This window comes from Nitrospirota bacterium, from assembly GCA_030645475.1.
Taxonomy (GTDB): Bacteria; Nitrospirota; Nitrospiria; order Nitrospirales; family Nitrospiraceae; genus Palsa-1315.
Genome location: JAUSMA010000014.1, coordinates 53,364 through 79,207 on the forward strand (window position 1 = coordinate 53,364; position 25,844 = coordinate 79,207).

Annotated in this window: 26 protein-coding genes; 14 read left to right on the forward strand and 12 right to left on the reverse strand. The window is 57.3% G+C overall.

Translation table 11 applies throughout. From position 1 onward, the window contains the following. Positions 1-8: 8 nt before the first annotated feature. The 7 genes from ccmE to Q7U76_02165 all read right to left on the reverse strand — a co-directional run bounded on the left by ccmE (position 9) and on the right by Q7U76_02165 (position 6,780). Positions 9-476, reverse strand: coding sequence for a cytochrome c maturation protein CcmE (gene ccmE / locus Q7U76_02135; protein ID MDO8355175.1), 468 nt, complete (start codon positions 474-476; stop codon positions 9-11). A gap of 11 nt (positions 477-487) precedes the next feature. Continuing rightward, entirely contained in the window at positions 488-655 is a 168-nt protein-coding gene (gene ccmD / locus Q7U76_02140) for a heme exporter protein CcmD (protein ID MDO8355176.1), read from the reverse strand. Further along, complete coding sequence (locus tag Q7U76_02145; GenBank protein ID MDO8355177.1) at positions 655-1,425, reverse strand: heme ABC transporter permease; 771 nt, start codon at positions 1,423-1,425, stop codon at positions 655-657. The genes ccmD and Q7U76_02145 overlap by 1 nt, the downstream gene beginning before the upstream one ends. Positions 1,426-1,427: 2 nt before the next feature. Next, positions 1,428-2,111, reverse strand: a complete 684-nt coding sequence (ccmB, locus tag Q7U76_02150; GenBank protein MDO8355178.1) for a heme exporter protein CcmB — start codon at positions 2,109-2,111, stop codon at positions 1,428-1,430. Further along, positions 2,108-2,728: a cytochrome c biogenesis heme-transporting ATPase CcmA gene (gene ccmA, locus Q7U76_02155; GenBank protein ID MDO8355179.1), complete on the reverse strand. Its 621-nt coding sequence runs from the start codon at positions 2,726-2,728 to the stop codon at positions 2,108-2,110. The genes ccmB and ccmA overlap by 4 nt, the downstream gene beginning before the upstream one ends. 1 nt (position 2,729) lies before the next feature. Beyond that, positions 2,730-5,012 (reverse strand): hypothetical protein, encoded by a 2,283-nt coding sequence (locus tag Q7U76_02160; GenBank protein MDO8355180.1) that lies wholly within the window; start codon positions 5,010-5,012, stop codon positions 2,730-2,732. Positions 5,013-5,112: 100 nt separating this feature from the next. Further along, entirely contained in the window at positions 5,113-6,780 is a 1,668-nt protein-coding gene (locus Q7U76_02165; GenBank protein MDO8355181.1) for a hypothetical protein, read from the reverse strand. Positions 6,781-7,223: 443 nt separating this feature from the next. On the opposite strand from Q7U76_02165, the gene Q7U76_02170 reads away from it, so the two are divergent. The 3 genes from Q7U76_02170 to Q7U76_02180 are packed head-to-tail and all read left to right on the forward strand — an operon-like array spanning position 7,224 to position 11,558. After that, entirely contained in the window at positions 7,224-8,138 is a 915-nt protein-coding gene (locus Q7U76_02170; GenBank protein ID MDO8355182.1) for a hypothetical protein, read from the forward strand. Between the two features lie 15 nt (positions 8,139-8,153). Next, complete coding sequence (locus Q7U76_02175; GenBank protein MDO8355183.1) at positions 8,154-9,950, forward strand: cytochrome C; 1,797 nt, start codon at positions 8,154-8,156, stop codon at positions 9,948-9,950. A 45-nt stretch (positions 9,951-9,995) separates the two neighbouring features. Then, positions 9,996-11,558, forward strand: a complete 1,563-nt coding sequence (locus Q7U76_02180; GenBank protein MDO8355184.1) for a hypothetical protein — start codon at positions 9,996-9,998, stop codon at positions 11,556-11,558. A 58-nt stretch (positions 11,559-11,616) separates the two neighbouring features. Here the strand turns inward: Q7U76_02180 and Q7U76_02185 are convergent, their stop codons facing one another. Then, entirely contained in the window at positions 11,617-12,270 is a 654-nt protein-coding gene (locus tag Q7U76_02185) for a class I SAM-dependent methyltransferase (protein MDO8355185.1), read from the reverse strand. 110 nt (positions 12,271-12,380) lie between these two features. On the opposite strand from Q7U76_02185, the gene Q7U76_02190 reads away from it, so the two are divergent. Then, positions 12,381-13,913 (forward strand): carboxypeptidase M32, encoded by a 1,533-nt coding sequence (locus tag Q7U76_02190; GenBank protein MDO8355186.1) that lies wholly within the window; start codon positions 12,381-12,383, stop codon positions 13,911-13,913. A gap of 97 nt (positions 13,914-14,010) precedes the next feature. Here the strand turns inward: Q7U76_02190 and Q7U76_02195 are convergent, their stop codons facing one another. Continuing rightward, on the reverse strand, positions 14,011-14,574 hold the full coding sequence (locus Q7U76_02195) for a hypothetical protein (GenBank protein MDO8355187.1): 564 nt from the start codon (positions 14,572-14,574) through the stop codon (positions 14,011-14,013). A 155-nt stretch (positions 14,575-14,729) separates the two neighbouring features. Between Q7U76_02195 and Q7U76_02200 the strand changes: the two genes are divergently transcribed. The 6 genes from Q7U76_02200 to Q7U76_02225 all read left to right on the forward strand — a co-directional run bounded on the left by Q7U76_02200 (position 14,730) and on the right by Q7U76_02225 (position 20,217). Continuing rightward, positions 14,730-15,164 carry a Fur family transcriptional regulator gene (locus tag Q7U76_02200; protein ID MDO8355188.1) on the forward strand — a complete coding sequence of 145 codons (435 nt, stop codon included), beginning with the start codon at positions 14,730-14,732 and terminating at the stop codon, positions 15,162-15,164. A gap of 122 nt (positions 15,165-15,286) precedes the next feature. Then, positions 15,287-16,273 (forward strand): extracellular solute-binding protein, encoded by a 987-nt coding sequence (locus tag Q7U76_02205; protein ID MDO8355189.1) that lies wholly within the window; start codon positions 15,287-15,289, stop codon positions 16,271-16,273. A 15-nt stretch (positions 16,274-16,288) separates the two neighbouring features. Continuing rightward, complete coding sequence (locus tag Q7U76_02210) at positions 16,289-17,872, forward strand: iron ABC transporter permease (protein ID MDO8355190.1); 1,584 nt, start codon at positions 16,289-16,291, stop codon at positions 17,870-17,872. 19 nt (positions 17,873-17,891) lie between these two features. Continuing rightward, positions 17,892-19,016, forward strand: a complete 1,125-nt coding sequence (locus tag Q7U76_02215; GenBank protein MDO8355191.1) for an ABC transporter ATP-binding protein — start codon at positions 17,892-17,894, stop codon at positions 19,014-19,016. 411 nt (positions 19,017-19,427) lie between these two features. Next, a complete protein-coding gene (gene exbB / locus Q7U76_02220; GenBank protein ID MDO8355192.1) occupies positions 19,428-19,859 on the forward strand; it encodes a TonB-system energizer ExbB in 432 nt (143 codons plus the stop codon). Continuing rightward, positions 19,843-20,217 carry a biopolymer transporter ExbD gene (locus Q7U76_02225; protein MDO8355193.1) on the forward strand — a complete coding sequence of 125 codons (375 nt, stop codon included), beginning with the start codon at positions 19,843-19,845 and terminating at the stop codon, positions 20,215-20,217. The genes exbB and Q7U76_02225 overlap by 17 nt, the downstream gene beginning before the upstream one ends. A gap of 444 nt (positions 20,218-20,661) precedes the next feature. Here Q7U76_02225 and Q7U76_02230 read toward each other — a convergent pair whose 3' ends face one another. Continuing rightward, positions 20,662-20,895: a hypothetical protein gene (locus Q7U76_02230; GenBank protein ID MDO8355194.1), complete on the reverse strand. Its 234-nt coding sequence runs from the start codon at positions 20,893-20,895 to the stop codon at positions 20,662-20,664. A 2-nt stretch (positions 20,896-20,897) separates the two neighbouring features. Here Q7U76_02230 and Q7U76_02235 point away from each other — a divergent pair, with 2 nt between their 5' ends. Then, positions 20,898-21,194 carry an energy transducer TonB gene (locus tag Q7U76_02235; GenBank protein MDO8355195.1) on the forward strand — a complete coding sequence of 99 codons (297 nt, stop codon included), beginning with the start codon at positions 20,898-20,900 and terminating at the stop codon, positions 21,192-21,194. 33 nt (positions 21,195-21,227) lie between these two features. On the opposite strand, the gene Q7U76_02240 is transcribed toward Q7U76_02235, so the two are convergent. Further along, a complete protein-coding gene (locus tag Q7U76_02240) occupies positions 21,228-21,536 on the reverse strand; it encodes a hypothetical protein (protein ID MDO8355196.1) in 309 nt (102 codons plus the stop codon). Continuing rightward, positions 21,533-22,585 (reverse strand): FAD:protein FMN transferase, encoded by a 1,053-nt coding sequence (locus tag Q7U76_02245; GenBank protein ID MDO8355197.1) that lies wholly within the window; start codon positions 22,583-22,585, stop codon positions 21,533-21,535. Before Q7U76_02245 ends, Q7U76_02240 begins: the two co-directional genes overlap by 4 nt. Positions 22,586-23,175: 590 nt before the next feature. Here Q7U76_02245 and Q7U76_02250 point away from each other — a divergent pair. The 3 genes from Q7U76_02250 (at position 23,176) to Q7U76_02260 (ending at position 25,831) form a co-directional block, all read left to right on the forward strand. Further along, entirely contained in the window at positions 23,176-24,639 is a 1,464-nt protein-coding gene (locus tag Q7U76_02250) for a hypothetical protein (protein MDO8355198.1), read from the forward strand. A 125-nt stretch (positions 24,640-24,764) separates the two neighbouring features. After that, entirely contained in the window at positions 24,765-25,160 is a 396-nt protein-coding gene (locus Q7U76_02255) for a hypothetical protein (GenBank protein MDO8355199.1), read from the forward strand. Then, a complete protein-coding gene (locus Q7U76_02260) occupies positions 25,145-25,831 on the forward strand; it encodes an FMN-binding protein (protein MDO8355200.1) in 687 nt (228 codons plus the stop codon). The genes Q7U76_02255 and Q7U76_02260 overlap by 16 nt, the downstream gene beginning before the upstream one ends. Positions 25,832-25,844: the final 13 nt, after the last annotated feature.

Below are 25,844 nucleotides of genomic sequence, written 5' to 3' on the forward strand. Positions count from 1 at the left end.
GTGGTGTCCTACTGCGGTTGTACGACCAATGTGCTGCTGCTCTGTGCGCCTTTCGCCTTAGCTTTGGCCAGCGCCTCAGCGACTTCCGGCGGCATATAGTTCTCATCGTGCTTGGCCAGCACCTCGCTGGCGATGAACGTCCCATCGGCCCCGAGTTGCCCCTGCGCCACTGCGCCCTTCCCCTCCTTGAAGAGGTCGGGAAGAATCCCTTTGAACATCACGGGAACGCGCTTCGCCATGTCGGTCACGATGAAATGAACGGTGAGGCCGTCGCCCTCACGCGTCAGACTTCCTTGTTCGACCATCCCGCCGATGCGGAAGCTGCGGCCCTGAGGCACCTCGCCATTGGCGACTTGCGTCGGCGTAAAAAAGAACACGAGGTTACTTTGGAACGCATTCAGCACCAACACCGCCGCTACGGCCAACGCCACGAGACCAAGCCCGATGAGCACAAAACGTTTCTGTCTGGGTTTCATCGTCGTTCCATTCACAGGTCCTGAAATGATTGACGGGCACCCTCACGCGCCGCCGCATGTCGCCGTCGCAAGGCGAACACTTCCCACAGCATACCGAACGCCGTGACGCCAAACGACGTCCAGACATAGAGCCCGTACCCGCCCATGGCCACAAACTCTGACACACTCCCCCACTGCATCAGGGAACCTCCAGCGCGTCTTGATGAGTAGCCTGCGTTTCCCATGAGGCTTGCTGCTCACGTTCAAGAATCACGCAACGCATGCGCGCCAGCGTGACGGCGAGACTGTACATCCAGAACCCCAGCGTCATGACCAACATCGCCGTGAGCATCGTCGCCGCCATTTTTGGCGCAGCCGTCATGCTCACCGAAGCACCCTGGTGGAGCGTATTCCACCAACGCACAGAAAAGTAAATAATGGGCACGTTGACGACTCCGACCAGCGCGAAGACGGCGCTGGCACGATCGGCGCGTCGGGAGTCATCGATAGACGTGCGGAGCAACATCACCCCGCCGTACAGAAACAAGAGAATCAGTTCGGATGTCAGCCGGGCATCCCAGACCCACCAGGCTCCCCAGGTCGGCTTGCCCCACATGGCGCCGGTCACCAGCGCGAGAAAGGTGAACAGCGCCCCGGTCGGAGCAATCGCTTGGGCCATCATAAACGAGGGACGCGCATTGAGGCCTAATCCAATCCCGGCCCAGACGGCCATGACCACATAGAGGAACATCGACATCCAGGCAGCCGGGACATGGACGAAAATAATGCGATAGGACTGTCCTTGCTGAAAATCGGTCGGCGCCACGAAAAACCCAAGATAGAGCCCCGCCCCGATCAACAGAATCGCTGCGGCAGCACACCAGGGCATCAGGCGTCCGGCCAAGGGATAGAAGACCTGCGGCGACGAATACTTGAACCAATTGATACGAGTGAGACCTATCATAGTCATGATTACTCCAGCGCGATCCGTAACGATGTGGCCGTGGCCCAGGGCGCCAATGCGAGGGCCAGTAACAGACCCGCGCCCAGGAGCGAGAGATGCGCGCCGGCGCCGATTCCCGAGGCACTGCTCGACACGGCGCCGGCGCCGAAAATCAAAACTGGAATAAACAACGGCAACACGAGGAGCGCAATCAGCACACTACTGCCACGCACCCCCAGGGTCAACGCGGCACCGATCGCCCCGATAAAACTCAACGCCGGCGTGCCCAGCAAGAGCGAGAGGGTCAGGATGCCCAACGCCTCCCCGGTCAGACCGAACTGCAGGCCAAGAAGCGGCGAGAGGAGCACCACCGGCAACCCGGAGATCAGCCAATGCGCCGTCACCTTCCCGATGACCAACACGGATAATGGTTGCGGGATCAGCAGCATCTGTTCCAATACTCCGTCGACATAGTCAGTCGTAAACAGGCGACCCAGCGACAGCAAACACGAAAGCAGCGCAGCGACCCACAAGACACCCGGTGCGATCGTCCGCAGCACCGCTGGTTCCGGTCCGACGCCCAAGGGGAAGAGGCTCCCGACCAGGATAAAAAACAGCACCGTCGTCAGAACATCCGAACGGCGTCTCATCGCCAGCAGGAGATCCCGTCGAATGATTTCACGCAGAGCTGCGAACATGCCAAGCTGATTCATCCAACGAGCCTCAGCTGATCAAGGCGATCGGCGCCGACATCGATCTCTTGGTGAGTCGCCGCGATGACGATCCCGCCGTTACTGAGATGCGCTCGCAGCTGTTGCATCAGCAGACCGGTCGCCGCCGCATCCAGTGCTGCGAACGGTTCGTCCAAAATCCAGAGTAACCGCTGTGAGACCCACAAGCGTGCCAGTGAGACCCGGCGCTTCTGTCCTTGCGACAGCACCCTCGCCGGCAACCGGTGAATGGTCCGCGCAAGGCCGACCGCCTCCAAGGCCTCACAAGTTTTCCCTTCCGAGATTTCTTCACCGGCCAGACGAGCCGAGATCGTGACATTCTCGACCGGCGTCAGGTCATCTTTCAAGCTATTCAAATGCCCAATATAGACCAGGCTAGCCAGGTACCGTTCCCTGCAGGCACGGACGTCTTCCCCGTCCCACAGAATGCGTCCCTGCTCCACCGGCAGCAGACCGCACACCATACGCAAGAGGCTGGTTTTTCCGCTCCCGTTTGCGCCCGTCACCGCGAGGAGCCTGCCTCGCGGTATCGCGAAGCTCAGCGCGGTAATAAGGCGGCGTTCCCCGCGAACACAACTTACGTTGTCTACCTTCAACATGCTAGGAAAAGTCCCACCGGAGACCAAAGAAAAAGAACTGTCTCGACGTCGAATCCTTTTGTGTCGAGCTATCCGTCAGCGTTTTCTCCACCCCGCCTGAAGCCTCGAAGGTCCAACTATCGAGGAAACGATAGTCGATACGAACTGTCGGCGTCACGCGATACAGCTCTACGCCAAAACTATCCTTCTGGTGATAGAGGAGCACGAACGTGTCGAACTGCAATTGTTGCCCGAGACGAGCCAACGAATTGAGCGTGAGTGATTCCCCACGATACGCTGGACTCGTAATATAACTGGCATTCGCCACAAAGGTCGTACTTTCAAACGGAAAGTTCGCCCCGATCACTTGGGCCGTATAGGTCAAGATACTGCCAGTCCCGGGCTGCGCTTGCAAGGAGCAAGCAGCATCGGTCGTGGCGTTCGGATTGAGAAAGAGAGTGCTGGTGCCTGGCAGGATCACCAAACAGTTCGTGGCGCTCGTACCGGAAATACGATTGAGGCGGACATCCCCTCCGAGCTGCCAATCTTTGCTCACGGAATGAAGCACGCCGGCAAGGAACAGATCACTGGTCGCCGTCACCGCTCTCGCCTGGTCCCGTAAGAGACTTTCGTTCGATGTGTTGATGGTCTGGAGAGTGGCATTCGGAGTCCCGAAGAGCGAATTCGTGGTTTGCAGATACGGCGTTCTACGATGATCAGCCATCAGGGTATAGGTGGTTCCCTCCGTCACCCAGGTCCCGTTGAGCATCGCCACGTTGAGGACGTTGTATGACACGTCGTAGTCGATCAGGCCGAAGGCATTTTTCCCGTTCGCCGCATACCGGAGTTCTGTCCCCACTGCCCGACGGTCCACCACACCATTGACCATCTGATTGATATAGTAGGCATTGCCGCTCCAGGCCTGCCAGACCGGACCAATGTCGACGTTCGCTCCATAAAAATATCGTTTCAAATCAGCCCGGAAGTTTCGGGGATCGTCGGGCACGTAGTTGGAGCTCAAGCTGAATTGCCGAGGCTGGCCCGCGAGAAGGTTCACATTCAAGAATTGAGGGACGGCCGTGTAACGAACCCAGGCGCCATCGAATCGAAAGTCCAACACGCCGCCGCTGTTCCCCGGTTGACGGCCAACCCGGACGAGATACGAATCCTGACTCGAGTGCTCATAGTAGAGAGCCCTGAGGCGGCTGACATTTCGCCGTATATCGGAGGTAGCCAAGAGATCGTACGACTGCGTACCACGCACCACGAGCTTGTTGTCGTATTCATCTTTACGGTACCGCCCTGTGACATCGAAGGCTGACTGCAGCAGCGATTGGTCCTGATTGTTGATATTCGTCGTACTATTCGTCACCTTGTCTGTAATTTTCGTCTGGGAGTACCCGCCATAATAATACTCGTAGACACTCCCGTAGACCCGCATTTCATCGATCTTCCTCCGCCCTTTCCCTCCGGCCTTGGCTTGAGCCATCTGGGCATTGGCTTCGGCCAAGACGGCCAGCCGCTGCTGCACCCTCACGGCTCCCTCAGCGTCCGGATAGATTCTCAGATAATGCTCGTATTCGGCCTTCGCTTTCGCAGTTTCTCCATTCCGCTCTCGCGCCACCCCAATCATCTCCTGAGCCTCCTGGGACTGCTTGTTCGGCGGAAGATTCAGCATGGCGTTGAAAACTTGCACGGCCCTCTCGTTGTCTCCCGACGCCAGCGCGGCGCGCCCCAGCTTGATGAGATCATCCGCATACTGCTCAGTCGTCATGCCTGGACGGAATGGAGGGATATCGGCCAATTCCTTCTTGCTCGTGATCGCGGGAGGCGTCGCCGAGGGAGGCGCCTTTACCTCTGATAGAGGCGGGAGAGGAGCCACAGCCTTGTCCAGCTTGACCGAAATCACTATACGGCTGCTGCTTCTGATGTCCCGCTGGCTCACCCGAAATCGCACTGGCTTGGCGAATCGGATCGAAAGGCCGTTTGTCGCTTGGTCGGGAAACGTGACGGTAAATTTTGGGATCAAGTCACTGGGGGGCGACGCAGCCAATTCACGTGCAAATCGGCGAGAGCGATCCTGGTCTGGAAAGTCGAGAAACACCCGAATGAGATCGCCCTTCTCGGAGGGAGTATGACGGAGATACAGCGCTCGGGTATTGAACACAATATGAATCTCCGCCGCAGTCGGAGTCTCGACGATCTCGATGCGGTCAAGCACTTGCGCGACAACCGGAGCCGCTGACCACAAACTCGCAAAGACGAGGAGGCCTCCAAACAAGACCACTCGCACTGCACGACGCAACCTGCTTGTATAGCTCCCCTTCAAAATTCGCTCCCGTCGGTATGGAGAATTCAACGATGAAGCGCCCCGCCCTTACGGGCGAGGCGCTTCTGCTGATGAGTTAGAAACTGCCGGTGGGTCTATGTTGACCGGTGCGGCTCGTCCGAATCGTCGTGAATGTGGAGTTGGTGTAGACGTGGCAGCTGCCGGAACAGTCCTTCAGCTCCAAGACATTGTAATAGATCACCGGGGAATCCACTTTCTTGTGTGGCCCCTGTTTGAAGTCACCCGCATGGCAGCCGGCGCAGTCTGGCTTGTACGCCGCGAACCTCCAGGCAATGACCTCGTTGTTGTTCGTATGGCAGGCGTTACAGGTCACGCTCGCCCTGTGTGCCTTATAGAAAGCCGTTCGATGCGTATAGGCAGTGACCGGCGTCCAGGCTACCCCAGCACGGTGACACGAATCGCACGATTGCGTGGTGATGAAGTGGCCCGCCGATTTGCCTGTCGCCGTCGTTCCATTGTGGCACGACGCGCAGCTCCCCGGCGTCACCCCTGTATGGCTGAACGTCGCGGGCACCCAAGCCGTCGTCCGGTGACAGCTGTCGCAGGCAGCGGTCGTCGGCACATGATTCACCGTCTTCCCCCGCGCGGTGCTCCCGTTGTGACAGGTTACGCAGCTCCCCGGTGTCACCCCTGTATGGCTGAACGTCGCCGGAATCCATCCCGTGGTCCGGTGGCAGGTATCGCAGGCTTGCGTCGTCGGCACGTGGTTCGTGGTTTTCCCGCGGGCCGTCGTTCCGTTATGGCACGTCCCGCAGCTCCCCGGCGTCACCCCTGTATGGCTGAACGTCGCGGGCACCCAAGCCGTCGTCCGATGACAGGTATCGCAGGCTTGTGTCGTGGGCACATGCGTCGCCGCTTTGCCCCGGGCTTGCGTCCCGTTATGGCACGTCCCGCAGCTCCCCGGTGTCACCCCTGTATGGCTGAACGTCGCGGGCCTCCAGGCCACCGTGCGGTGGCAACTGTCACAGGAAGCTGTCGTGGGAACGTGTGTGGCCGGTTTGCCGACTGCCTTCGTCCCGTTATGGCAAGACACGCAGGTACCAGGCACTACGCCTGAGTGGTTGAAGCCTGTGCTCACAAGCATCCAATTGGCAGCACCCATCCGGTGGCAGCTATCGCACGAGGAGGGCGTCGACATGTGCCCGGACGGCTTTCCGCGGGCTTGAATCCCGTTATGGCAGGTAACGCATGTACCTGATCCGACTCCCTGATGCTTGAACCCTGCGCCTGTCCAGCCCACGGTTCGGTGACAGCTATCACAAGTCATGGCGGTCGGAATATGCGTCGCAGGCTTGCCTGCTGCGGTGCTTTGGTTATGGCACCTCGCACAAGTTCCCGGAGCGACGCCGTTGTGCGTGAAGAATGCAGGCTTCCAATTCGTCGTCCGGTGGCAACTATTACAGTTGACCGAGGTCGGCAGGTGATTCGCCGGCTTAAAGGTGGCTGTGACTCGCCCGCCGGGTGAATGGCATTGCATACATTGCGTCGGCGTGCCTCGAAATATGCCCTGCAAATGGCACCGCTCGCACACGACTTGCGCATGGCCGCCGCTGAGCTGGAAGCCGGTACTGCTGTGATCGAATTCGATGTCGGAACGACTGGTACGATTTTGGGCCGCTGCCTCGCTCGGCCACATGAAGCCCAAGCACAACACGAGCGAGATAAGGAGCACTCCGATCAGCCACACCATACAAAGCCGGCTGTTCATATTGGTAACGTCCATGTTCATTCCCCTACACATCCTCATACATCAGCCCGCCCAAGCACCTCGGTTCTTCTTGCCTGACAATATTATTGGGAATATAATCCCAATTCAAGAAGTGCACCATATCATCTCAAGATGGGAAAGCAATCCCAAATTATCTGAGTCAGTGCTACGCAATAGGTGTACCGTTCCGGCTCAATCCCCTAACGCCACGATTTGTCACAGAAGACCAGACAGAACAAACCCACTCATCGCGTACTAATAAGACTGTTTGGAACGAAGCTGAAGGGAAACGCAGACACCTAATACAAATGGGAATATGATCCCAAATGATAACTACGTGCAAAATCTAGCAGCCCACCGCCACCCCTGCGGGCGTGGGAATTGCGTTCACATACAGGGTTCGAGAAAGAAGCCTCGCGCTATTTTCGGCGGATTTTCCGCAGGAGGAGTACGATGACATGCCGTCGGCAGAGTTAATCCAAGCAGAACAACGCACCGCGCCCCCTCGGCCGTCGCCCGTTCGCACCAGACCTGCGAAGGAACAGCCACCCTCTGCCTCTACGTTAGGCCAGCTTGGTGGGGCTATTATCTTAAGTGTCTTAGGCTGGGCCTCCTATGAGGCAGCCTATGGGAAGTACTACACGCCCCGCTCGAACTTTGGGTTCTACCTCGGCGTCGTCGGCACGGTCATGATGCTCTTATTGCTGGCCTATCCGTTCCGCAAACATGTGCCGTGGATGCAGCGGTGGGGGGCACTCAAAAACTGGTTTCGCATCCACATGATCATGGGCATCGTCGGCCCAACCCTTATCCTGTTCCATTCGACCTTTCATATCCGATCCACCAATGCAGCCGTGGCGCTCTTCAGCATGCTGGGGGTAGTCATTAGCGGCATCATCGGCCGCTTCGTCTACACCAAAATTCATTATGGCCTCTACGGCAGTCGCGCGACGTTGGGAAAAATTCAGGAGGAATTTGCAGGCCGCTCGAATGATGCCAAATCCAGACTGCACTTCGCCCCTCGTGTCGAGCAATGGCTCCATTCATTCGAACGCGACTCGACGCAAATCGATCGCTCCTTCCTCTCGCATCTCCTCCACTTCCTGACGCTTGGCGTCAGGAGAGGCATCCTGGGATTCCGTTGTGCGAGAGAACTGCGACGAATTCTGAAGACCCAACGGTGTGCGGAATTCCCCGGCGGGGTGTCGGAGGCGATTCAGTTGGCGTCATCCTATTTGAGAGAAAGCCAGCGTGTCTCTCAATTTAGCACCTACGAACGATTTTTTGCGTTGTGGCACGTGCTTCACATTCCACTGATCTACATCATGGCCGCGAGTACGGTGTTTCATATCATGGCCGTGTACATGTACTGAGGCCTATCAACGATCGTGCGCGCCTCATCAAATTACATTTCCCTGTTTCTCCTCAGCACCTTGATGCTCATGGCCATACCGGCCCTGGCAGACAACGTCGAGACGGCGTTGATGCCAGGACAAGTGATCGAAGGCCATGCCAAATGGGAAGAAGATTGCGCCAAATGTCACAAACGCTTCGACAAGGGGGCGCAGAATGCGCTCTGCCAAGATTGCCACAAAGACATCCGCAAGGACGTCGAGCAAAAGCAGGGCTCCCACGGACGGTTCAAAGGGCAGCGGGACTGCAAGTCATGCCACACGGAGCATAAGGGACGAGCGGAGAATATCGCTCCGATGACGGACCAGACGTTCGATCACGAGCGGACAGACTTCCCGCTGAAGGGCGCCCATGCCAACACCAAGAAGGTCGAGTGCAAGGCCTGCCATAAGTCCAAAGCCAAGTATCGCGACGCGCCGTCCGATTGTTATGCCTGCCACAAGAAAGACGACAAACACAAAGAAAACTTGGGCCCTGCCTGCTCAGACTGTCACACCGAGAAGAACTGGAAGGAGACGGCTGCGAAGTTCAATCACGACAAGACGCGTTACCCCCTCCGCGGCAAACACATCGACGCCAAGTGCCAAGACTGCCATGCCAATGAGCGGTACAAGAACACGCCGATGGATTGCTTCTCCTGCCATAAGAAGGACGACAAACACAAAGGACAGGAGGGGACGAAGTGTGAGGAATGCCACGACGACCGGTCATGGAAGAAATCGCCGTTCGACCATAATAAATCGCGTTTCCCGTTGATGGGCAAACATGCCAAGATCGAATGCAAGAAGTGCCACCTGACCCCCGCCTTCAAAGATGCGCCACTAGATTGTTACGCCTGTCACAAGAAAGACGACAAACACAAAGGGACCTACGGAGAGAAATGCGAGACCTGCCACGCGGAAAGCGATTGGAAGACCATCACCTTCGATCATGACCTGCACTCCAAGTACCCGCTACGAGGCCGGCATATCGCGACAAAATGCGAGTCCTGCCATAAGGGGCACCTCTATAAGGACACTACGCCGGTCGCCTGCTTGGCCTGTCACAAAAAAGACGACAAGCACAAGGGCCAGTTTGCCGAACAATGTGAAACCTGTCACACGGAACGGAATTGGAAACTGCTCCTCTTTGAGCATGACCACGACACAAAATATCCGTTGAGAGGGAAGCACCGAACGACAAGGTGTGAGTCCTGTCACAAAGGGCATCTCTATAAAGACACCACGCCGGTCGCCTGCTTGGCCTGTCACAAAAAAGACGACAAGCACAAGGGCCAGTTTGCCGAACAATGTGAAACCTGTCACACGGAACGGAATTGGAAACTGCTCCTCTTTGAGCACGACCACGACACAACGTATCCGCTACAAGGCAAACACCGAACCACGACCTGCGAGAGTTGCCATACGGGACGGCTCTATCAAGACAAGACACCCACAGCCTGCTACGCCTGCCATAAGCTCGACGACGTACACCGGCGCAGGTTGGGCACCGAATGCCAGAGCTGCCATAGCATACGCGACTGGAAGCTCTGGGACTTCGATCACGATACCAGGACCCGATTCAAGCTGGAAGGTGGGCACAAAGGAGTCGAATGTGCTGCGTGCCATAAAGATCGGATGGAGGCGAAGGTCAAGACGTCAGCACAATGTGTCAGTTGCCATAAGAAAGACGATAAACACGAGGGGAATTACGGCCTGCAATGCGAGCGCTGCCATGACACGTCGATATGGAAGAGCCTCAAGCCCGGAACGGGATCGTTTCGTTTTCGGTAAGCTGTATGCTCTCTGTGAACGCACACAATAGAGAATGGTTAATCCATGTATTACAAAGATATTTCACATATTATTCGCTTCTTTGCTTTTTCCCTCGTTCTGTTCCTGGCCTACCAGATCTGGATGAAACCAACTTATTTCAGTCCAGTGCCATTGCCTCAACCGTCCGAGGGGACTGCGGCATTTCCCCCTCCCTCAGACCCTGATCAAATCCTCAGGTCAGAGCATGGGCGGTGGAGCGAGCCGCAAACACGACTCCTAGAATTCAATCAGCCCCCGAACTCGAAACTTGGTTCGATTCGCGAGGACCTTGAGAAGGGAAACTACGCTGAGACCGAACGTCATCTACTCGCACTCCCTGAAAAAACGCTCACGAATAGACAAATCCGTAAATATGTTGCCGCGCTCTGGAATAATCTCGGCATTCAACAGGAAAAGTTCGGTGGGATAGAAGTCTCGGTCAAAGCTTTCAAGCGATCCGTGTCGCTCGATCCATCGAACCCCGTCGCACACCTCAACTTGACCCAGGCCTACTGGGGGCTACGCGATCCAGCCATGACGCCGCAGTTTCTTGAAACAGTGATCCGCCTCATCCCTCAGGATCCGTTCCCTCATCTCGCCCTCGCGGATCTCCTGCTGGAGAAAGGCCAGGTCACCGCGGCAGCTACCCACCTGAGCCAAGCCCGCACACGAGCAGAGGCCGATGCCACACTGCGGCCTTATCTGAAAAAGCTGACCGCCAAAGCCGAGTTCGCTACTCCAGTAAACCAATCGGTCGTACGCGTAGCCCCGTCCCTCACATTCGTCGCACCGACTCCCGGCCCACAAAACAGGCAGCCCCCTCCATCCCTTGTAGCACCCGCGAGCCAGGCCCTCACCGTGAGCATAGGCCCTTCGGAGGAACGGCCACGACAACTCTCTCCTCCTGAAACCGGGCACTTCACCGTTCAGTTTGACGGATCTCCTGATCAGGAAACCTGGACCCGCATGAAGGCAATCCTGGACTATGCGTACGAAGAGGTCACTCAAAAATTTGGCCACGTCCCCTCTAAACCCATAACGGTCATCCTTCATACCAACCAGAAATTTTCCGGACCGCCTGGCTCCCCCGCCTGGGCCGATAGCTTGTTTGATCGCGCCTCAGGAGCCATCCACATTCCGACACAGGGTGCGATGGAGGACTTGGGCTTGTTCAGCCGCATCGTTCGACATGAATTCGTCCATGCCCTTCTCTTTGAGTACATGAAAGGGCGCAGCACCGTAGCGCCCACCTGGCTCATAGAGGGTCTCGCGATGCACTTAGCGGAGGATCCCTGGGCTGACATGGAAGAGAGCAAACAACCTGGCGCAGCTCTCATTCCACTAACGTCGCTACAAGGAGCATGGGGAACGCTCCCGAGTGAATCGGTGCTGACCGCCTACCTTGCGGCCAGCTCAGCAACGCAACTTCTTCTGGATCGCTATAGCCTGTACAACGTGCGGCGGGTGATGAGGGCCCTACAAGAAGGGCAGTCGCTTGACGCGGCCATGCAACAAAAGTTGTCGGTGCCGTATGACCAGTTTCAGCGCCAGTGGGAAAAGACTAGCAAACAGACAAATAACGGATGATCGCCTCTGGCCCTGTCGCGCAAAGTAGGGCGGTCATCCTCCTTGCGACAGAGTATCTCTACCTACCTCCGCCTTTCAGCCTTACCACCAGAACTCCGTCCCGGATCGTGACGAGCACGGCAGACACGCGTGGATCGTTCGACACTGTTCGGTTCAACTCTTGAATAGCCGCCGTCTTTTCATCCGGCGGAGGCTGCTTCAGCACATCCCCGTCCCACAGGACGTTATCGATCAGGATCACGCCGGTCGGCGAGAGCAGATCCAACGCCCGCCGGTAGTAATTCAGATAGCTCACTTTGTCGGCGTCGATAAAGATCAGATCGAACGGTCCCGTGAGCTGCCGCATCGTATCGAGTGCAGGCCCCATGCGAACCTCGATCTTCTTGCCAATGGGCGAGCGCGCGAAATACTGGCACGCGAGCGAGGCTGACTCTTCATCGACTTCGCAGGTGATCACCGTTCCATCCGCCGGTAACGCTTCCGCAAAACAAAGGGCGCTATAGCCGGTGAACGTGCCGATCTCCAGCACCCGCCTGGCACGCACCAACTGCGCCATCATTTTGAGAAAGGCCCCTTCGAGCGGCCCCACGATCATCTGCGGAGACTCCATGCGCCGCTGCGTCTCTTCCCGCAAGGCGCGGCAGAGGTCGGACTCCGGCATGGAATGGGCCTGGGCATAGGCTTCGATGTCGGCAGAAACGAGAGTCTTCATTCCTCTGGCTCACTCCTGGTTTGAAAACGGCTGGTTCCTTGCGTACACTGCCTCGAACGTGCAGATCAGCGCGATCATACCATGACGATTCCTGGAGGAGACACCCTACCGTGAAGACCCTGAAGACTGTGGAAGATTTGACGACCAGACTCTTGGAGATCCAGCGCATTAACAGCGCGGCCGCACTTCTCTCCTGGGATCAAGAGACCTATATGCCAGCCGGCGGAGGCGAAGCCCGTGCCGAGCAGATTTCAACGCTCCAAGGCATTGCACACCAGAAGCTTGTCTCACCGGACATTGAACGATTGCTCGTCGCCTGGATCGATTCTGAGACGGGTGAGATTCGTGACAGCCCCGGAGATGCCTGGGACGAACCCTCTCGCTCCTTACTCCGTGAAGTGTGGCGCGACTATAGTCGCGCAAGAAAGCTCCCCTCCGATTTTGTGGTGACACTCAGCCGGGAATGTTCGCTGGCGCAACAAGTGTGGGCCGAGGCGAAGAAGGCGAGCAACTTCGCCATGTTTCTTCCCAATCTCAAGACTATTCTGTCGCTCAAACGGCAGGAGGCCCAGTATCTCGGCTATAAGGACTCGCCCTACGATGCGTTATTGGATATGTACGAACCAGGCTCGACGATTGCCGCGCTCCGCCCGCTGTTCGCACAGGTGAAGGCACGTCTCGTTCCGCTACTGCAGAAGATTCAGAATAGTTCAGTGCAAGTCGACGATGCCGCGCTCTTCCGCAGCTTCGACGTGACCCGACAGATGGAATTCGGCCGAATGGTCTTGACTGCCATGGGTTACGACTTCGAACGGGGACGCCTCGATCTGTCAGCCCACCCCTTCACGACCTCCTTTCACCCGACGGATGTGCGTGTCACGACGCGTGTCTTCGAACATGACCTGCAATCCTGTTTATTCAGCTGTATCCATGAGGGGGGCCATGGCCTGTACGACCAGGGGCTCGATACGCGCTACTACGGGACGCCGCTCGGCGACTCCGTCTCGCTGGGCATTCATGAGAGCCAGTCGCGCATGTGGGAAAACTGCGTGGGCCGCTCGCGATCCTTCTGGCGCTTTTTTTATCCCCTGCTGCAACAGACGTTTCCTCTGCAATTAGGCGCGCTCGATGGGGAACAATTCTATGCTGCCATCAATCGCGTCAAACCATCGATGATTCGAGTCGAAGCCGACGAGCTCACCTACAATCTCCACATCATGCTGCGGTTTGAGATTGAGCAGGATCTCATCGAAGGGCGGACGAATCCGGAGGACCTGCCGGGGATCTGGAACCGGAAGATGGAAGAATACCTGGGCATCGTCCCCACGAACGATGCGGAAGGAGTGCTGCAAGACGTGCATTGGTCGTTCGGCGCCTTCGGCTACTTCCCGACCTACACGCTCGGAAACCTCTACTCCGTTCAATTCTACGAACAGGCCCTGCGGGAAATTCCACGGCTGGAGGAAAAGATTACGGCAGGGCAACTCATCGAGCTGCGGCGCTGGCTCGAGCAGAAGATTCATCGCTGGGGCCGGATGTTCACGCCAGACCATTTGGCCCAGCGCGTGACGGGAAAGAGCCTCGACCCTGAACCGTTTCTATCGTATGTCGAGAAAAAATATGGCGAGATCTACAAGCTCTAGGCGAGAGGCGCAGGGCTAGGGGCAAGCGGCGAGAGCCCACCGAACCTATTGACATCCCCTCGCCAAGCGCCTCGCAACCCTTGCCTCCTCGACGAGGCTAATAACCCATCGCCTGATTCAGCTTGGCGAGCGCCGGCGCAGGCAGCAGAAACTCCGCCTGCACCTCGATTCGTGACGGCACCAGAAGCGTCGTATGGAAGACAATATCGCGAATGGCGATCTTAAATTCAGGATCCTGAGGCGTACTGAGTTCAACTGATTCGACCGACTGGGTAATGGCTCCGCTATCCTGAGGGCCATAGACCGTCACGACCGCCTTCAAAATCTCCATGACCTTCTCGTTCGTCTCAACTCCCTCGATACCCTTCTCCAACAAGGGAATGGCCTCTTCCCGTGCCTGGTCAGACAGGGTGAAGTTTTCCACCCGCTCTTTCCGGCGCAGTGAGGTGAGATCGTTGTCGAGATCCTTGCTGAACGCCCCGTAGGCGAACCGGAAAAATTCAAAGTGGAAGCCCTTGAATCCCTTGCCGAACATTTGCAATTCGCATAAGAAGCAGAGCTGCTGCAGTTTCACATCGCTGAGCAGCCCATGCGGCTCCGCCAGATGCAGGACATAGAGCAGGAGGGCCCGGTCGACCGTGATTTGATTAGGTTTTCGCATTCGCTGATGCCTCGCTCATGCCGTGGTTGGGACGGCACACTATAAACAGCGCCGGAGTTCTCCGTCAATTCCTCTTCCCCTTCCCGCTCCAGACACAATGCCCCTTGACCGGCTAGGCAGTTTCGTCTTTAATGAGGCCCCATCGGAGGCCCGTCATGGCAGCGAAGCATGTGAAGGAAATGGAGGCGCTCAAGGAGCACCTCGGCAAACATCAGCTCAAACTCACGCGCCAACGTGAATTGATTCTGAGCGCCTTCCTCCGGCAAGAACATATTACCGCAGAAGCCATGTACCACCAACTAGCCAAGTCCGATCCGCATCTCGGGCTCGCCACCATCTATCGAACACTCAATCTGTTCTGCGATGCCGGTCTTGCACAAGCGCGCCACTTCGGCTCTCAGACGCAGTACGACAACATCGCGCACAAGGGCCACCACGATCACCTGATCTGCACCGGCTGCGATAAGATTGTAGAGTTTGAAAACTGCGACATTGAGCGCCTCCAGGAAGAAGTGGCGACCCAGAACGGATTTATCATCAAAACTCATCGACTTGAGCTCTACGGCCTCTGTTCTCGCTGCCGCCATTGACGAAACCGCTTTTTTTTAGTATCATTTTGAGACAGCTTATCAATTTCAATTCCATAAGGATCCCCATGGCATTTGTATGCTCTCTCCCAATAATATGGCGACGGACCATGCTCTCCTCTCTCATGCTGCTCGTGGTCGCCTGGATCTTCGTACCCTCCGCCCCGGCCGCCGATAAAATCACCATCTACTCCGGCCGCTCGGAACGTCTCATCAAACCGGTGCTCGATGCCTTTACGGCAAGTACCGGAATCCAGGTCGAACTGTTGTCCTCCGGCACGACGGAATTGGTCAATCGGCTGAAGGCGGAAGGCGAGCGCACTTCGGCCGACCTCCTGATCACGAACGATGCCGGCAGCCTGGAGTTGGCACGGACCGCCGGCCTCCTCCGCCCCCTGAACATGAGGGAAATCGAACGGGCCATCCCCGCGCAGTTTCGCGCACCGGACAATGCCTGGGTGGGTCTCTCCGGACGATTCTGGATCGTGGTCTACAACACGACCATGGTGAAGCCGGACCAGGTGAAATCGCTCCTCGACCTCGCCGATCCAAAATGGAAAGATAAGATTGCGATTCCAAATTCTGGCAGTGAATATCTGCAAGCCGGCGTGTCGGTTATTCGCGCCACGCATGGCGAGGAGAAGACCAAACAATTTCTGCAAGGTCTCAAGACCAATGCAGATAGCCAGGTCTACCAGAAAAGCTCACAGATCGTGGATGCCGTGGCCAAGGGACAGGTCGCACTGGGCATCGTGAATCACTACTACGTCTATCGTCATCTTGCCTCGCAACCCACCGCGCCGATCGCCGTGCTGATGCCGGACCAGCAGGAAGGCGGCATGGGGGCGATCATGAATGTCGCCGGTGTCGGCATCATCAAGTCAACCAAGCACCTCGACAGTGCGAAGTTGCTCGTGGAATTCCTGGTCGCTCAAGCAGGACAGAAGTTGTTTGCCGATCTCGACAAGGAGTACCCCCTCCATGCAGATGTGAAAGCAGATCCGGCGCTCGTGGACCGGAAGAGTTTCCGTGCCGCGCTGGTCCCCCTCACCAAGTTGGCTGAATTGCGCGAACCGACCCTCACACTGATCGAACAAGTGGGTCTCCGGTAATCGAAGGAACCCACCGTGAACACGATTCGCCGCCAACTGACGTCGCCACTCCAACTCTTCGCCTTAGCCACGGCTGGCATCATCCTGCTCCCGCTCGGGTACGTCACATCACAAGCCCTCTCCGCTGATCCCGCCGTCTGGAGCCGTTTGTGGGCAACCCGTATCCCCGAGCTCCTGTTCAACACCGTCTCACTAGCCGCCAGCGTGGCCGTCATCACCTTGTTCCTCGGCGTGTCGACCGCCTGGCTGGTCACACGTGTGGAATTTCCCGGTCGCAGACTATGGGAGGGGGCTCTGGTCCTTCCATTGGCGATGCCGACCTATGTGCTGGCCTACGTCTACTCCTACATTCTTGGGTTCGGCGGTCCCGTCGAGCATGTCTGGCAACTCCTGGCAGGGCCCCAGGCCAGGATTTTTTCTCCTCATAGTTATTGGGGTGCAACGCTGGTGATGGCGCTGGATACGTTTCCCTTCGTCTATCTGCTCAGCCGGAGTGCGCTCCTCAGCATGAACGTGTCCTTCGAAGAAGTGGCGAGGGCCAGCGGCGTCTCTCGCCTCTCGACCCTCTGGCGCGTCACCCTGCCGCTGATGCGCCCCTCGATTGCCGCCGGTGTCGCGCTCGTCATTTTGTATGTCGTGTCGGACTTCGGCGCGGTCTCCTTGCTGCGCTACCAGACCCTCACCTATGCCGTGTTCCAGCAGATGACCGGCCGGTCCGACAATACCGCGGCGAGCATCTTGAGCCTCTTACTGGTCGGGCTGGCGCTGATTTTCCTGATCACGGAACGCTGGTTCCGGCAGAAGAGCCGGTTCTATCAGACCACCGGTCGCTACCGGGCGCCGCAACGGCAGCGTTATGGATGGATCGGCACGCTTGCCGTCACAAGCTATCTCGGACTGATCGTCGGCGCAGCCTTCGCACTTCCGGCTGCACTCTTGATTCAATGGAGCCTGTCGCCTGAGGCACAGGCCACTCTCGACAGCCGCTTCTTCGGATTCGTCTGGAACAGCGGCGTCCTAGCGGCCAGTGCTGCCACCGGCGGCGTCTTAATCGGCTTGCCGCTCGCCTATCTGGCGAGCCGCCGCCCGACCTTCCTGAATCTAAGCTGCCTCCAGGCTGCCTATGCCGGCTATGTGCTGCCGGGACCGGTTGCCGCCCTAGCTGTCCTCGTCCTCTTTACCAAACTGGCCCCGATGTTCTATGGCTCAGTCCTGATCCTGATCGTGGCCTACGTGATCCACTTTCTCCCGGCCGGGCTCCAGTCTCTGGAGCCGGCGCTCCAGCAAATTACGCCAAATCTGGAAGAAGTCGCACGCACGCTCGGCTTTGGAATGCGTGGTACCTGGCGCCGGGTCACCCTGCCGCTCGTGCGGAACGGATTCGTCGTCGCCTGGGTCTTGATGTTCCTGCAAACGATGAAGGAGTTGCCCGCAACCCTCTTGTTGCGGCCGGTGGGATTCGACACCCTGGCCATTCGCGTCTGGATGGAAGCGAGCGAGGAATATTTTCAACTCGCGGCCCCTTCCGCACTCTTGATCGTCGTACTGAGTCTTCCGGCATTGGCCTTGTTGGTTTCAAAAGATTGGCGCGCAGCCTAATAGGAAGGATTGTGATTTCGTGATCTCAGACCATTCCACCGCACCAAGTCCATCCGAGGAGAGCACCTTCCAGGGCAACCTCTTTACCCCGGCCTCCTCGGTCTTGGAACTACGCCATGTGTCCTGTTCATATGAAACCGGTCGCCCCGCGGTCAAGGAGATTTCCTTCGCGGCACGGGAGGGAGAAATTCTCTGTTTGCTCGGCCCTTCCGGCTGTGGCAAAACTACGATTCTGCGCGCGATTGCAGGCTTTGAACCGGTTCGTTCAGGCCAGATCTTCTTGTCCGGCCTACTCATGTCGTCGCCGGACGTGATGACCCCAACCGAAAACCGGCGGGTCGGCATGGTCTTTCAAGAATACGCACTGTTTCCCCACTTGTGCGTGCAGGACAACATCGCCTTTGGGCTCCAACAGCTCACTCGAAACATACGTGCCGCGCGGGTCCAGGAAATGCTGAGGCTCACGGGGCTGGAGGGGTTCGAGCGGCGATACCCGCACGAATTATCGGGAGGCCAGCAACAGCGGGTTGCCCTCGCTCGCGCCCTGGTCCAAAACCCCGTCGTACTGCTGCTCGATGAGCCCTTCAGCAATCTGGACCCAGACATGGCCGGGCGCATGCGCCAGGAATTGCACGAACTGCTCCGCCGGACGAAGACAACAACCGTGCTCGTCACACATGACCATGACGAGGCGTTTGCCATGGCCGATCGAATCGCCGTGCTCAACCAAGGGCGTTTGGAGCAATTCGACACCCCGGAAATGATCTACCACATGCCGGCGACGCCGTTCGTGGCCGATTTTGTCGGCCAAGCGGACTTCATTCCCGGAACCGTATCCCGCGGCATGGTCCAGACAGAACTGGGAGAGTTTCCTGACACGATCGGGTGCAAAGACGACACGGCAGTCGTCGTCATGATCAGGCCGGACGACATTCACCTCGTGCCCACGGAAGGCGCCCGCGCTCGCGTCCTCTCCCGTCAATTCCGCGGCTCTGAAAATCTGTACACCGTCAGACTCCCCTCCGGTCAAATCGTCCATAGCAGTCAGAGCTCTACGAGCGTATATCAAGCAGGTACAACCGTAGAGCTTCGTGTCTTGGCGACCCATACGGTGCTCTTTCGGCAAGAAAAATCCGCGAGCTAGCAGGATGCTGAAAAAGTCCGCCAGCGTCGTTCCCTGCCTTCGCCGAAGCGGCTTCGCGCAGGCAGGTCGCATCGTTCAGGCCATCAACGTACCCTACGGGTACGCCTCAGGCCTTCGCTCGCTGCGGCCTTGCTTGGGACAAGGCGCGCTCGGCACGCCAGGGTTGGGCGGGTGAGAAGTCTGGCCTTTTTGAGCATCCTGCGAGAGTGCACTCCTCTTGTCTCAGGGGTGCAGACCGTCGAAATTCTTACGTGCAAAAATAGATTTCCCGAAGCCTGCGAAAGGTCAACTGGTCCGGCCGATCACGCGAGAGCATTGACAGGCTTTTTCACGATCTGGCATTGATAGATCCTCACGACTGGTCCAACCTTACCGGCCCGTGAATCACAGAGAGAAAGTGAGACCTCGCCTATGAACGCATTACAAAACCTGGTCGATTACGGAATCATCGGCCTCTTACTGGCACTCAGCCTCTGGACCGTCGCCGTTGCGGTGGAACGGTGGCTCTTTTACCGCCGTGTCGATCTCGCGCAATACCCCACCAACCTAGGGCTGGAAATGGCGCTCACCAAACATCTAGTCATCATCGGCACGGTAGCCGCAAACGCTCCCTACATCGGCTTGCTGGGGACCGTGCTCGGGATCATGCTCACCTTCCATACGATGGGAACCTCCGGCACCATGGCGGTCAATGCCATCATGATCGGACTCAGCCTTGCGCTCAAAGCCACGGCGGTCGGACTACTGGTCGCCATTCCCTGTGTCGTCATGAACAATGTACTCAGGCGGAAGGTGACCGAACTCCTCGCCCAACACAAGGAACGCCATGCAACGAGACATTGATCAGATCAACGTCATCCCCCTTGTGGATGTGATGCTGGTCCTGTTGGTCATCGTCCTGACCACCGCCACGTTCATCAGCAGTGGACAGATTCCCGTCAATTTAGCGAAGGCAAAAGAGGTCGGCGATCGCAAAGAGACCCCCGTCGTAATCACCCTCACTGCCGACGGTGCGCTTTTTCTCAACGACCATGCCATTCCTGAGGGAGGGCTTCCCAATGCTCTGGCCACGGAACCTCGAGAGTCGGCTGTCGTCGTGCGGGCAGACAAGGTCACCTTGCTCGAACGATTCGTGTCTGTGGTGGATGAAGTACGGGGCCTGGGGTTTCAACAGGTCAGTCTGGAGGTTATTCGCCTGTGATCGCTGCCGAACCACATCGATCAGGGACCAGGAAAGAGGCGCATAGCCTTGGATGGCTCGTCTCCATCCTCTTGCATGGTACCGTGGCGCTCATCGCACTCATACTGATGACACAGGCCCAACTCTCGCCCCAAGACGAACCCTTCAAGTGGAATGTCGCCATGGTGTCGCCGACACAACCGGCGACACACACGACATCGCCTCCCCATCAATCCACACCTCACTCAGTTCCACCTTCACCCCCTACTCCCGCCGCTCCCATGCAGCAGAATGCGCCGACACAGCCCCTCGCAGCACCTCAGCCCCTTGCGCAACAGACGACTCCGGCGATTGCTGAGCGAACGACCGTTACTCCCCTGGTTGCGGAGCCTCCCACACCAATGCCACTCGAACCAGTGCCGCCCTCACAGTCAGCCGCTCATACCGCACGACCAGCCGAGCCCATCAGGCATGAGGCTGTGGCACCAAGAGCTCCCGAAGCTTCACCGATTCAGAAACCAGCCGAGGAGCCGCCAACCGTGCCAGTGCCATCCGATACACATCCAGCGCCATCGACCCCACCCGCGACTCCCGTTTCACCACCGATCCAGACGGCCACCCTTTCCCCGACACCAGCACCCCTGACTGACGCAGCGCCCGCTCAGACTGCCGCCATCTCTCAGGCACCAGCAAACGCACCGATGAAGCGCGACTATGGCTGGCTCTCAGAAGCAATTTTACGACGGGTAGAAGAGCTGAAGCGCTATCCTGCCTCAGCTCGGGCGGAGCGAGCTGAAGGAAAAGTCGTGGTGAAGGCCGTGATCAGCGAGGACGGAAATATCAGCGAGATGGAAGTCTTTCAGAGCTCCGGGCATCCCGGTCTCGACAAGGCCGCGATGGACACCATGAAACAGGCAGCACCCTTTCACTTGCCTCACCCATTGGGCCAGCCACGCATGACCATCAAGATTCCGATGAGTTATCGTTTGGATCGGTAGATCGAACGGGAAGCGGGAAGGATCCTGCCCATTTCAACAATCCTGCTGCTGCCAGTCTCTCAGAATCTCTTTTCGATCGAAGGTCAGCACATAGGCACGGCAAAAGGATGAACGGGCCGTACCTGCGTAGCCGGAGTTGGCGCTCCCGCGGTCAAAGTACGTCCAGACTACGTGATGGTCCAGACGCTCCTCAACCTTATGGGGCGAGCCATAACGCTTCGCCACCCGTTCGGCCGTGGCTTCATTGATACGATCTTTGAAATAGTGGGTTTCGATCTCCGAACAGGCGCCGACTGCCCCTAGGGTACAGAGAAGTAGAAGCTGCTGAACCGTCCGCATCATTGGCCCTGCCCTCTGCCATCCGATTGCCCTGGAAACCGAACCCGATTCTGTAACCCTGAAGAAAGAAACAGGCGGCCATCAGCACCGACGATAATGGCTTCAACATCCGGCAGCCGTTCGACGAGTTCCATACCCCGCTCCGGCCCCATGACAAAGATGCCCGTATCGAGTCCATCCGCCCAGACCCCTTCTTTGGCAATCACCGTCACACTTTGGCAGCCACGGGCCGGCTGAAGCGTATTCGGATCCAGAATGTGATGATACCGGACCCCGTCACGCTCGAAAAATCGTTCATAGTCGCCCGCCGTTGAAATCGCTTCATCTTCCAAGTCGATAAAGACAAGAACCGCTCCCTCTTTGCGCGGATGCTGAATGCCGACGGGGAACTTTCTTCCGCCCGGCAGCTGGCCGAATGTTTTGATATCCCCCGAGAGCGCCACCACTCCAGCCAATGCCCCAGCCTGCTTCATCGCTATGACCGCGTGATCCGCGGCAAAGCCCTTTCCGATTCCGCCGACATCGATCCGCATACCAGGCTTTTCTAGATAGAGCGTCTGCTCATGCAGATCGGCCAGAATCGCCTGCAAATCCACCAAGGAATGAAGCGCCGCTAACTCAGCCTCTGTCGGTATGCGTTGGTCTTCAGTGACGCGCCATAGATCGACGGCTGGACCGATGGCAATATTGAATCCACCACCGGTTAACTCTGCCGCCTGCTTTGCACGCTGGACGACCGTCCAGGTCTCAAGGCTCACAGCGACCGGCCTGATTCCCGCCGAAACATTCACGCGAGAAAGCTCGCTGCTTGGGATCCAGGTGCTCAGGAGTTGCTCAAGGCGCTTCACTTCTTGGAAACCCGCATTGATTGCCCTGTTCGCGTCCTGATCGGTGGGCGCTACAGCCGTGATCGACACGAACGTTCCCATATGGATCTGCGTCCGCTTCACCACCACGGAGGGAGAGCCAGGTGACAGCCTAACGCACCCGGATTCCATCATCAGAAGGAGGGAGAGACAGCATGAGGATGCAATTGTTCGAACCATAGACATGAGCAGCCTCCTACCTGACATACCGTAAACGATCGCAAGGAGAGCCATGAATACGGCTTCGCCTCACCAAATCCTGAGCCAGCCAACGAGGTCCGAGGCCCCGACACCTGATCGATCGCAAGGCCTACTGAGCCATCATGGCAGAATTATAGGCAATCTCCCGCAAGAAAGCATGCGCTCCACCCTCCAAAAATCGTATGCAGGCCCCCCTTGACAACCGAGGCCCTGTCAGGATATTAATAATCGTTCTCAATTTCATTTAGATCAACAGGCACTCACAATGGTCACAACAAAATCTCCTACATCACAGACCCATCATAGCGACGAAACACGCTGCGAGTGCGGACAGCTCATGGCCAAGGTACGGGGGCAAGGCCTCGAGTTGAAATGCAAACGCTGCAAACGGATTGTTGTCATCCCCTTCACGTCCATTGAAGGATGGACGGATCTCACGTCTCGCAATGCGTCATGATCATGAAAGGAGGCTATCACGCATCTCTCGTGCGAGCAGTCACTATGGAACATCAACACGACCAGAGACCGCCGAGTCCCGAGTCAGACCACAACCCTACTCACCGTGGAGGATACCGATGAAGATCCGGTCAATCCTCGGGGCTCTTATCATCGCCAGCTTGCCGGTCATGCCGGCTTTGGCAGAGAACATGACCCCGGAGGACATTAAGAAGCTCGTCGACGAAGCCGTCAACAAACGGATGCAGGAACATGAACGCCGAGAAAGCCCCATGGAACGAGCCATGGAAAAGAAAGAAGGCCAGCCAGGTGCCGTCCAATACCCCACTGCGACCGGACCAATGACCGATATCAGGGTCGAGCGGAAGGGAGAAGAAAAGGTCGCCTTAGGCTTCGGTTCAACCGGGTCAGGAAAACTGATCTATGCCAAGCCCTTCTTGAGCGCCCCGAAGGCCACAGTCGGTGGCTACGCCGACGTCATGTACAACAGCCTATCGCGTCAGAACCTGGACAACCCCAGCCGGAACTCCTTCGGTCAGCAGAGGCTGGTGCCCTTTATCTATGCGGACATCACCGATCATATCAAGTTCGCCACGGAAATCGAGATAGAGCGCGGCGGAACGAATGCTCCGCAAGGCACTGACGGCTCCATGCAGATTGAATTCGCGCAAATCGACTACTTGGTCCACGAGGCCGTCAATCTCCGTGCCGGTATCCTCCTCATGCCGGTGGGCAAGTTCAACTTGTTGCACGACTCACCGTTGAACGATCTCGTCGATCGACCAATGGTCTCGAGGATCGTCATCCCCAGCACCTGGTTCGAGGCGGGCGCCGGCATCTACGGCACCCTCTATCCTTCCTCCCAGTCCAAGCTGGATTATGAAGTCTATGCGGTTAACGGCATGAGTCAGACAGCAGGCTCAATTACCGATGCGGGAGTGCGAGGCGCGCGAGGCAGTGTCTCTCGGGATCGCGACGATAACAAGGCCGTCGTCGGCCGCCTTGCCTTCAGCCCGATGCTCGGGATTGAAGTGGCAGGGTCCGGTTATCATGGTGCCTACAAACCCTCCGCTGGGGCCATCGGAACCGGAAGGATCAGCATATTCGCGCTCGACTGGACTCTCCAAAAAGGGCCGTTCGAAATCATCGGTGAGTCCGCCTGGTCCAGAATCAGCAACAACAATGCAACTGGTACCGCCGGGAGCGGGATCGGGCCAGCCGGCATGCAGGGCTACTACATTCAGGGGAACTACCATTTCATGCCGGACTTCCTGAAGAAATGGGCCCCAAGCCATTTCTCAGATGCCTCAACCTTCACGGCGGTTGTGCGCTGGGAACATGTCGATACCGACACCGACGATCGCACTCGAAACGCTCCTAATACTTTAGGGAATCGTCGGGAACTCGAACGGTTGACGCTCGGAATGAATTTTCGACCGATCGAGGACACCGTGTTCAAGTTCGACTGGCAATTCAATACCCAGAAAAATGCAACAGGCCTAGTCAACGCTGGAGACCTTGGCAGCGCAAATAGTCCGATGAATGGAAACGGATTCCTGATTCAAGCAGCGACATACTTCTAGATATTGATATTATGGGTGCTCCCCACCATCCTGGTGGGGAGCACCGGACAGGGATCGAGGTTTTCATGTATTGTACTCGGCTCAGCCTCTTCATTATGGCCGGTTTCCTGACAGCATGCGCCTCCATGAGCGGCATGCAGCAGCGATTTGCCGTTTGCAGCTATGACCATGCCTGGGAAGCCGCTCTTGAAGCAGTCAAGGATCGCGCAATCAATACGAATGACAAAGATGCCGGTCTCATCGTCACCGGCTGGCTGGAAATCCCGATGCCGGGACGGACCTTTGGTGCCCTCCAACGCGACGTGGGGGACAGCAAAGATCGGTCCCGTATTACGCTTTCGGTCAAACGGCTCGACGACGTGACGAAGATCAACTTCGTAGAAGAGCGGCAACGATGGGCGTTCCGAGGCGGCTCTCGTCTCTTTGGCTGGGCCTCGACAGACCCGTCCGACGACGTCATGCGTGACGTGCAGAATCGCCTAGATGCCAAACTGAAGGAGCACGGATGTTCACTAACCTGAGTGCGTACCGCACCATTGTCATTGTTGGCTTATTCACATTTTCACCACTTCCAGCCCTGGCTGGTGAGAAAATCTGGGACAGTGAGCTGCGCCGCTATGTCACGGAAGACGACTTTAAATACGAAGAGTTCATGACAGAAGAACAAGCCCTCAAAACGGTCATGCCTAAATCTCAGCAGGTACGCAAGGAACTGATTCGGCTCACCGCCGAGAAAAAAGAGCTGATCGAACAGCGGATCGGATGGAAATTTCCTGAGGATTCGTTCGAACTCTACATCGGTCAAACCGGCGACAAGATCGACGGCTATGCCATGGTTCACAATACCATCGGCAAATATAAGCCCATGACCTACATGGTCGGGGTCGATGCCAAGGGTACCTGCACCGATGTGGAACTCCTCGTATTTCGGGACGCCAAAGGCAGTGAAGTCAGGACAAAGCGTTTCAACGCTCAGTACGACGGCAAAACGGTGACGGATCCGATTCGGATCAATAAGGACATCATCAACATCAGCGGAGCGACCATGTCCGTTCGCTCCATGAGCGCCGGCGTCAAGCGAGTCCTCGTCCTCGTGGATGAGTTTTATTTAAAACCGGCAGGGTTGGGCAGCGATACAGTCGCATCCCGCAAGAGTGACAAGGGCTTTTTCACCTCAATATTCGGCAACTAAGAGAAGAGGACCG

What these genes read in the sequence shown, in the direction of transcription:
- exbB (MDO8355192.1), top strand. Translation starts at nt 19,428, where the DNA reads ATGAACGCATTACAAAACCTGGTCGATTACGGAATCATCGGCCTCTTA.
- Q7U76_02195 (MDO8355187.1), bottom strand. Translation starts at nt 14,574, where the DNA reads ATGCGAAAACCTAATCAAATCACGGTCGACCGGGCCCTCCTGCTCTAT.
- Q7U76_02240 (MDO8355196.1), bottom strand. Translation starts at nt 21,536, where the DNA reads ATGATGCGGACGGTTCAGCAGCTTCTACTTCTCTGTACCCTAGGGGCA.
- Q7U76_02205 (MDO8355189.1), top strand. Translation starts at nt 15,287, where the DNA reads ATGCTGCTCGTGGTCGCCTGGATCTTCGTACCCTCCGCCCCGGCCGCC.
- Q7U76_02250 (MDO8355198.1), top strand. Translation starts at nt 23,176, where the DNA reads ATGAAGATCCGGTCAATCCTCGGGGCTCTTATCATCGCCAGCTTGCCG.
- Q7U76_02145 (MDO8355177.1), bottom strand. Translation starts at nt 1,425, where the DNA reads ATGACTATGATAGGTCTCACTCGTATCAATTGGTTCAAGTATTCGTCG.
- Q7U76_02200 (MDO8355188.1), top strand. Translation starts at nt 14,730, where the DNA reads ATGGCAGCGAAGCATGTGAAGGAAATGGAGGCGCTCAAGGAGCACCTC.
- ccmD (MDO8355176.1), bottom strand. Translation starts at nt 655, where the DNA reads ATGCAGTGGGGGAGTGTGTCAGAGTTTGTGGCCATGGGCGGGTACGGG.
- Q7U76_02170 (MDO8355182.1), top strand. Translation starts at nt 7,224, where the DNA reads ATGCCGTCGGCAGAGTTAATCCAAGCAGAACAACGCACCGCGCCCCCT.
- ccmA (MDO8355179.1), bottom strand. Translation starts at nt 2,728, where the DNA reads ATGTTGAAGGTAGACAACGTAAGTTGTGTTCGCGGGGAACGCCGCCTT.
- Q7U76_02180 (MDO8355184.1), top strand. Translation starts at nt 9,996, where the DNA reads ATGTATTACAAAGATATTTCACATATTATTCGCTTCTTTGCTTTTTCC.
- Q7U76_02165 (MDO8355181.1), bottom strand. Translation starts at nt 6,780, where the DNA reads ATGGACGTTACCAATATGAACAGCCGGCTTTGTATGGTGTGGCTGATC.
- Q7U76_02255 (MDO8355199.1), top strand. Translation starts at nt 24,765, where the DNA reads ATGAGCGGCATGCAGCAGCGATTTGCCGTTTGCAGCTATGACCATGCC.
- Q7U76_02185 (MDO8355185.1), bottom strand. Translation starts at nt 12,270, where the DNA reads ATGAAGACTCTCGTTTCTGCCGACATCGAAGCCTATGCCCAGGCCCAT.
- Q7U76_02245 (MDO8355197.1), bottom strand. Translation starts at nt 22,585, where the DNA reads ATGTCTATGGTTCGAACAATTGCATCCTCATGCTGTCTCTCCCTCCTT.
- Q7U76_02260 (MDO8355200.1), top strand. Translation starts at nt 25,145, where the DNA reads ATGTTCACTAACCTGAGTGCGTACCGCACCATTGTCATTGTTGGCTTA.
- ccmB (MDO8355178.1), bottom strand. Translation starts at nt 2,111, where the DNA reads ATGAATCAGCTTGGCATGTTCGCAGCTCTGCGTGAAATCATTCGACGG.
- ccmE (MDO8355175.1), bottom strand. Translation starts at nt 476, where the DNA reads ATGAAACCCAGACAGAAACGTTTTGTGCTCATCGGGCTTGGTCTCGTG.
- Q7U76_02235 (MDO8355195.1), top strand. Translation starts at nt 20,898, where the DNA reads ATGAAGCGCGACTATGGCTGGCTCTCAGAAGCAATTTTACGACGGGTA.
- Q7U76_02225 (MDO8355193.1), top strand. Translation starts at nt 19,843, where the DNA reads ATGCAACGAGACATTGATCAGATCAACGTCATCCCCCTTGTGGATGTG.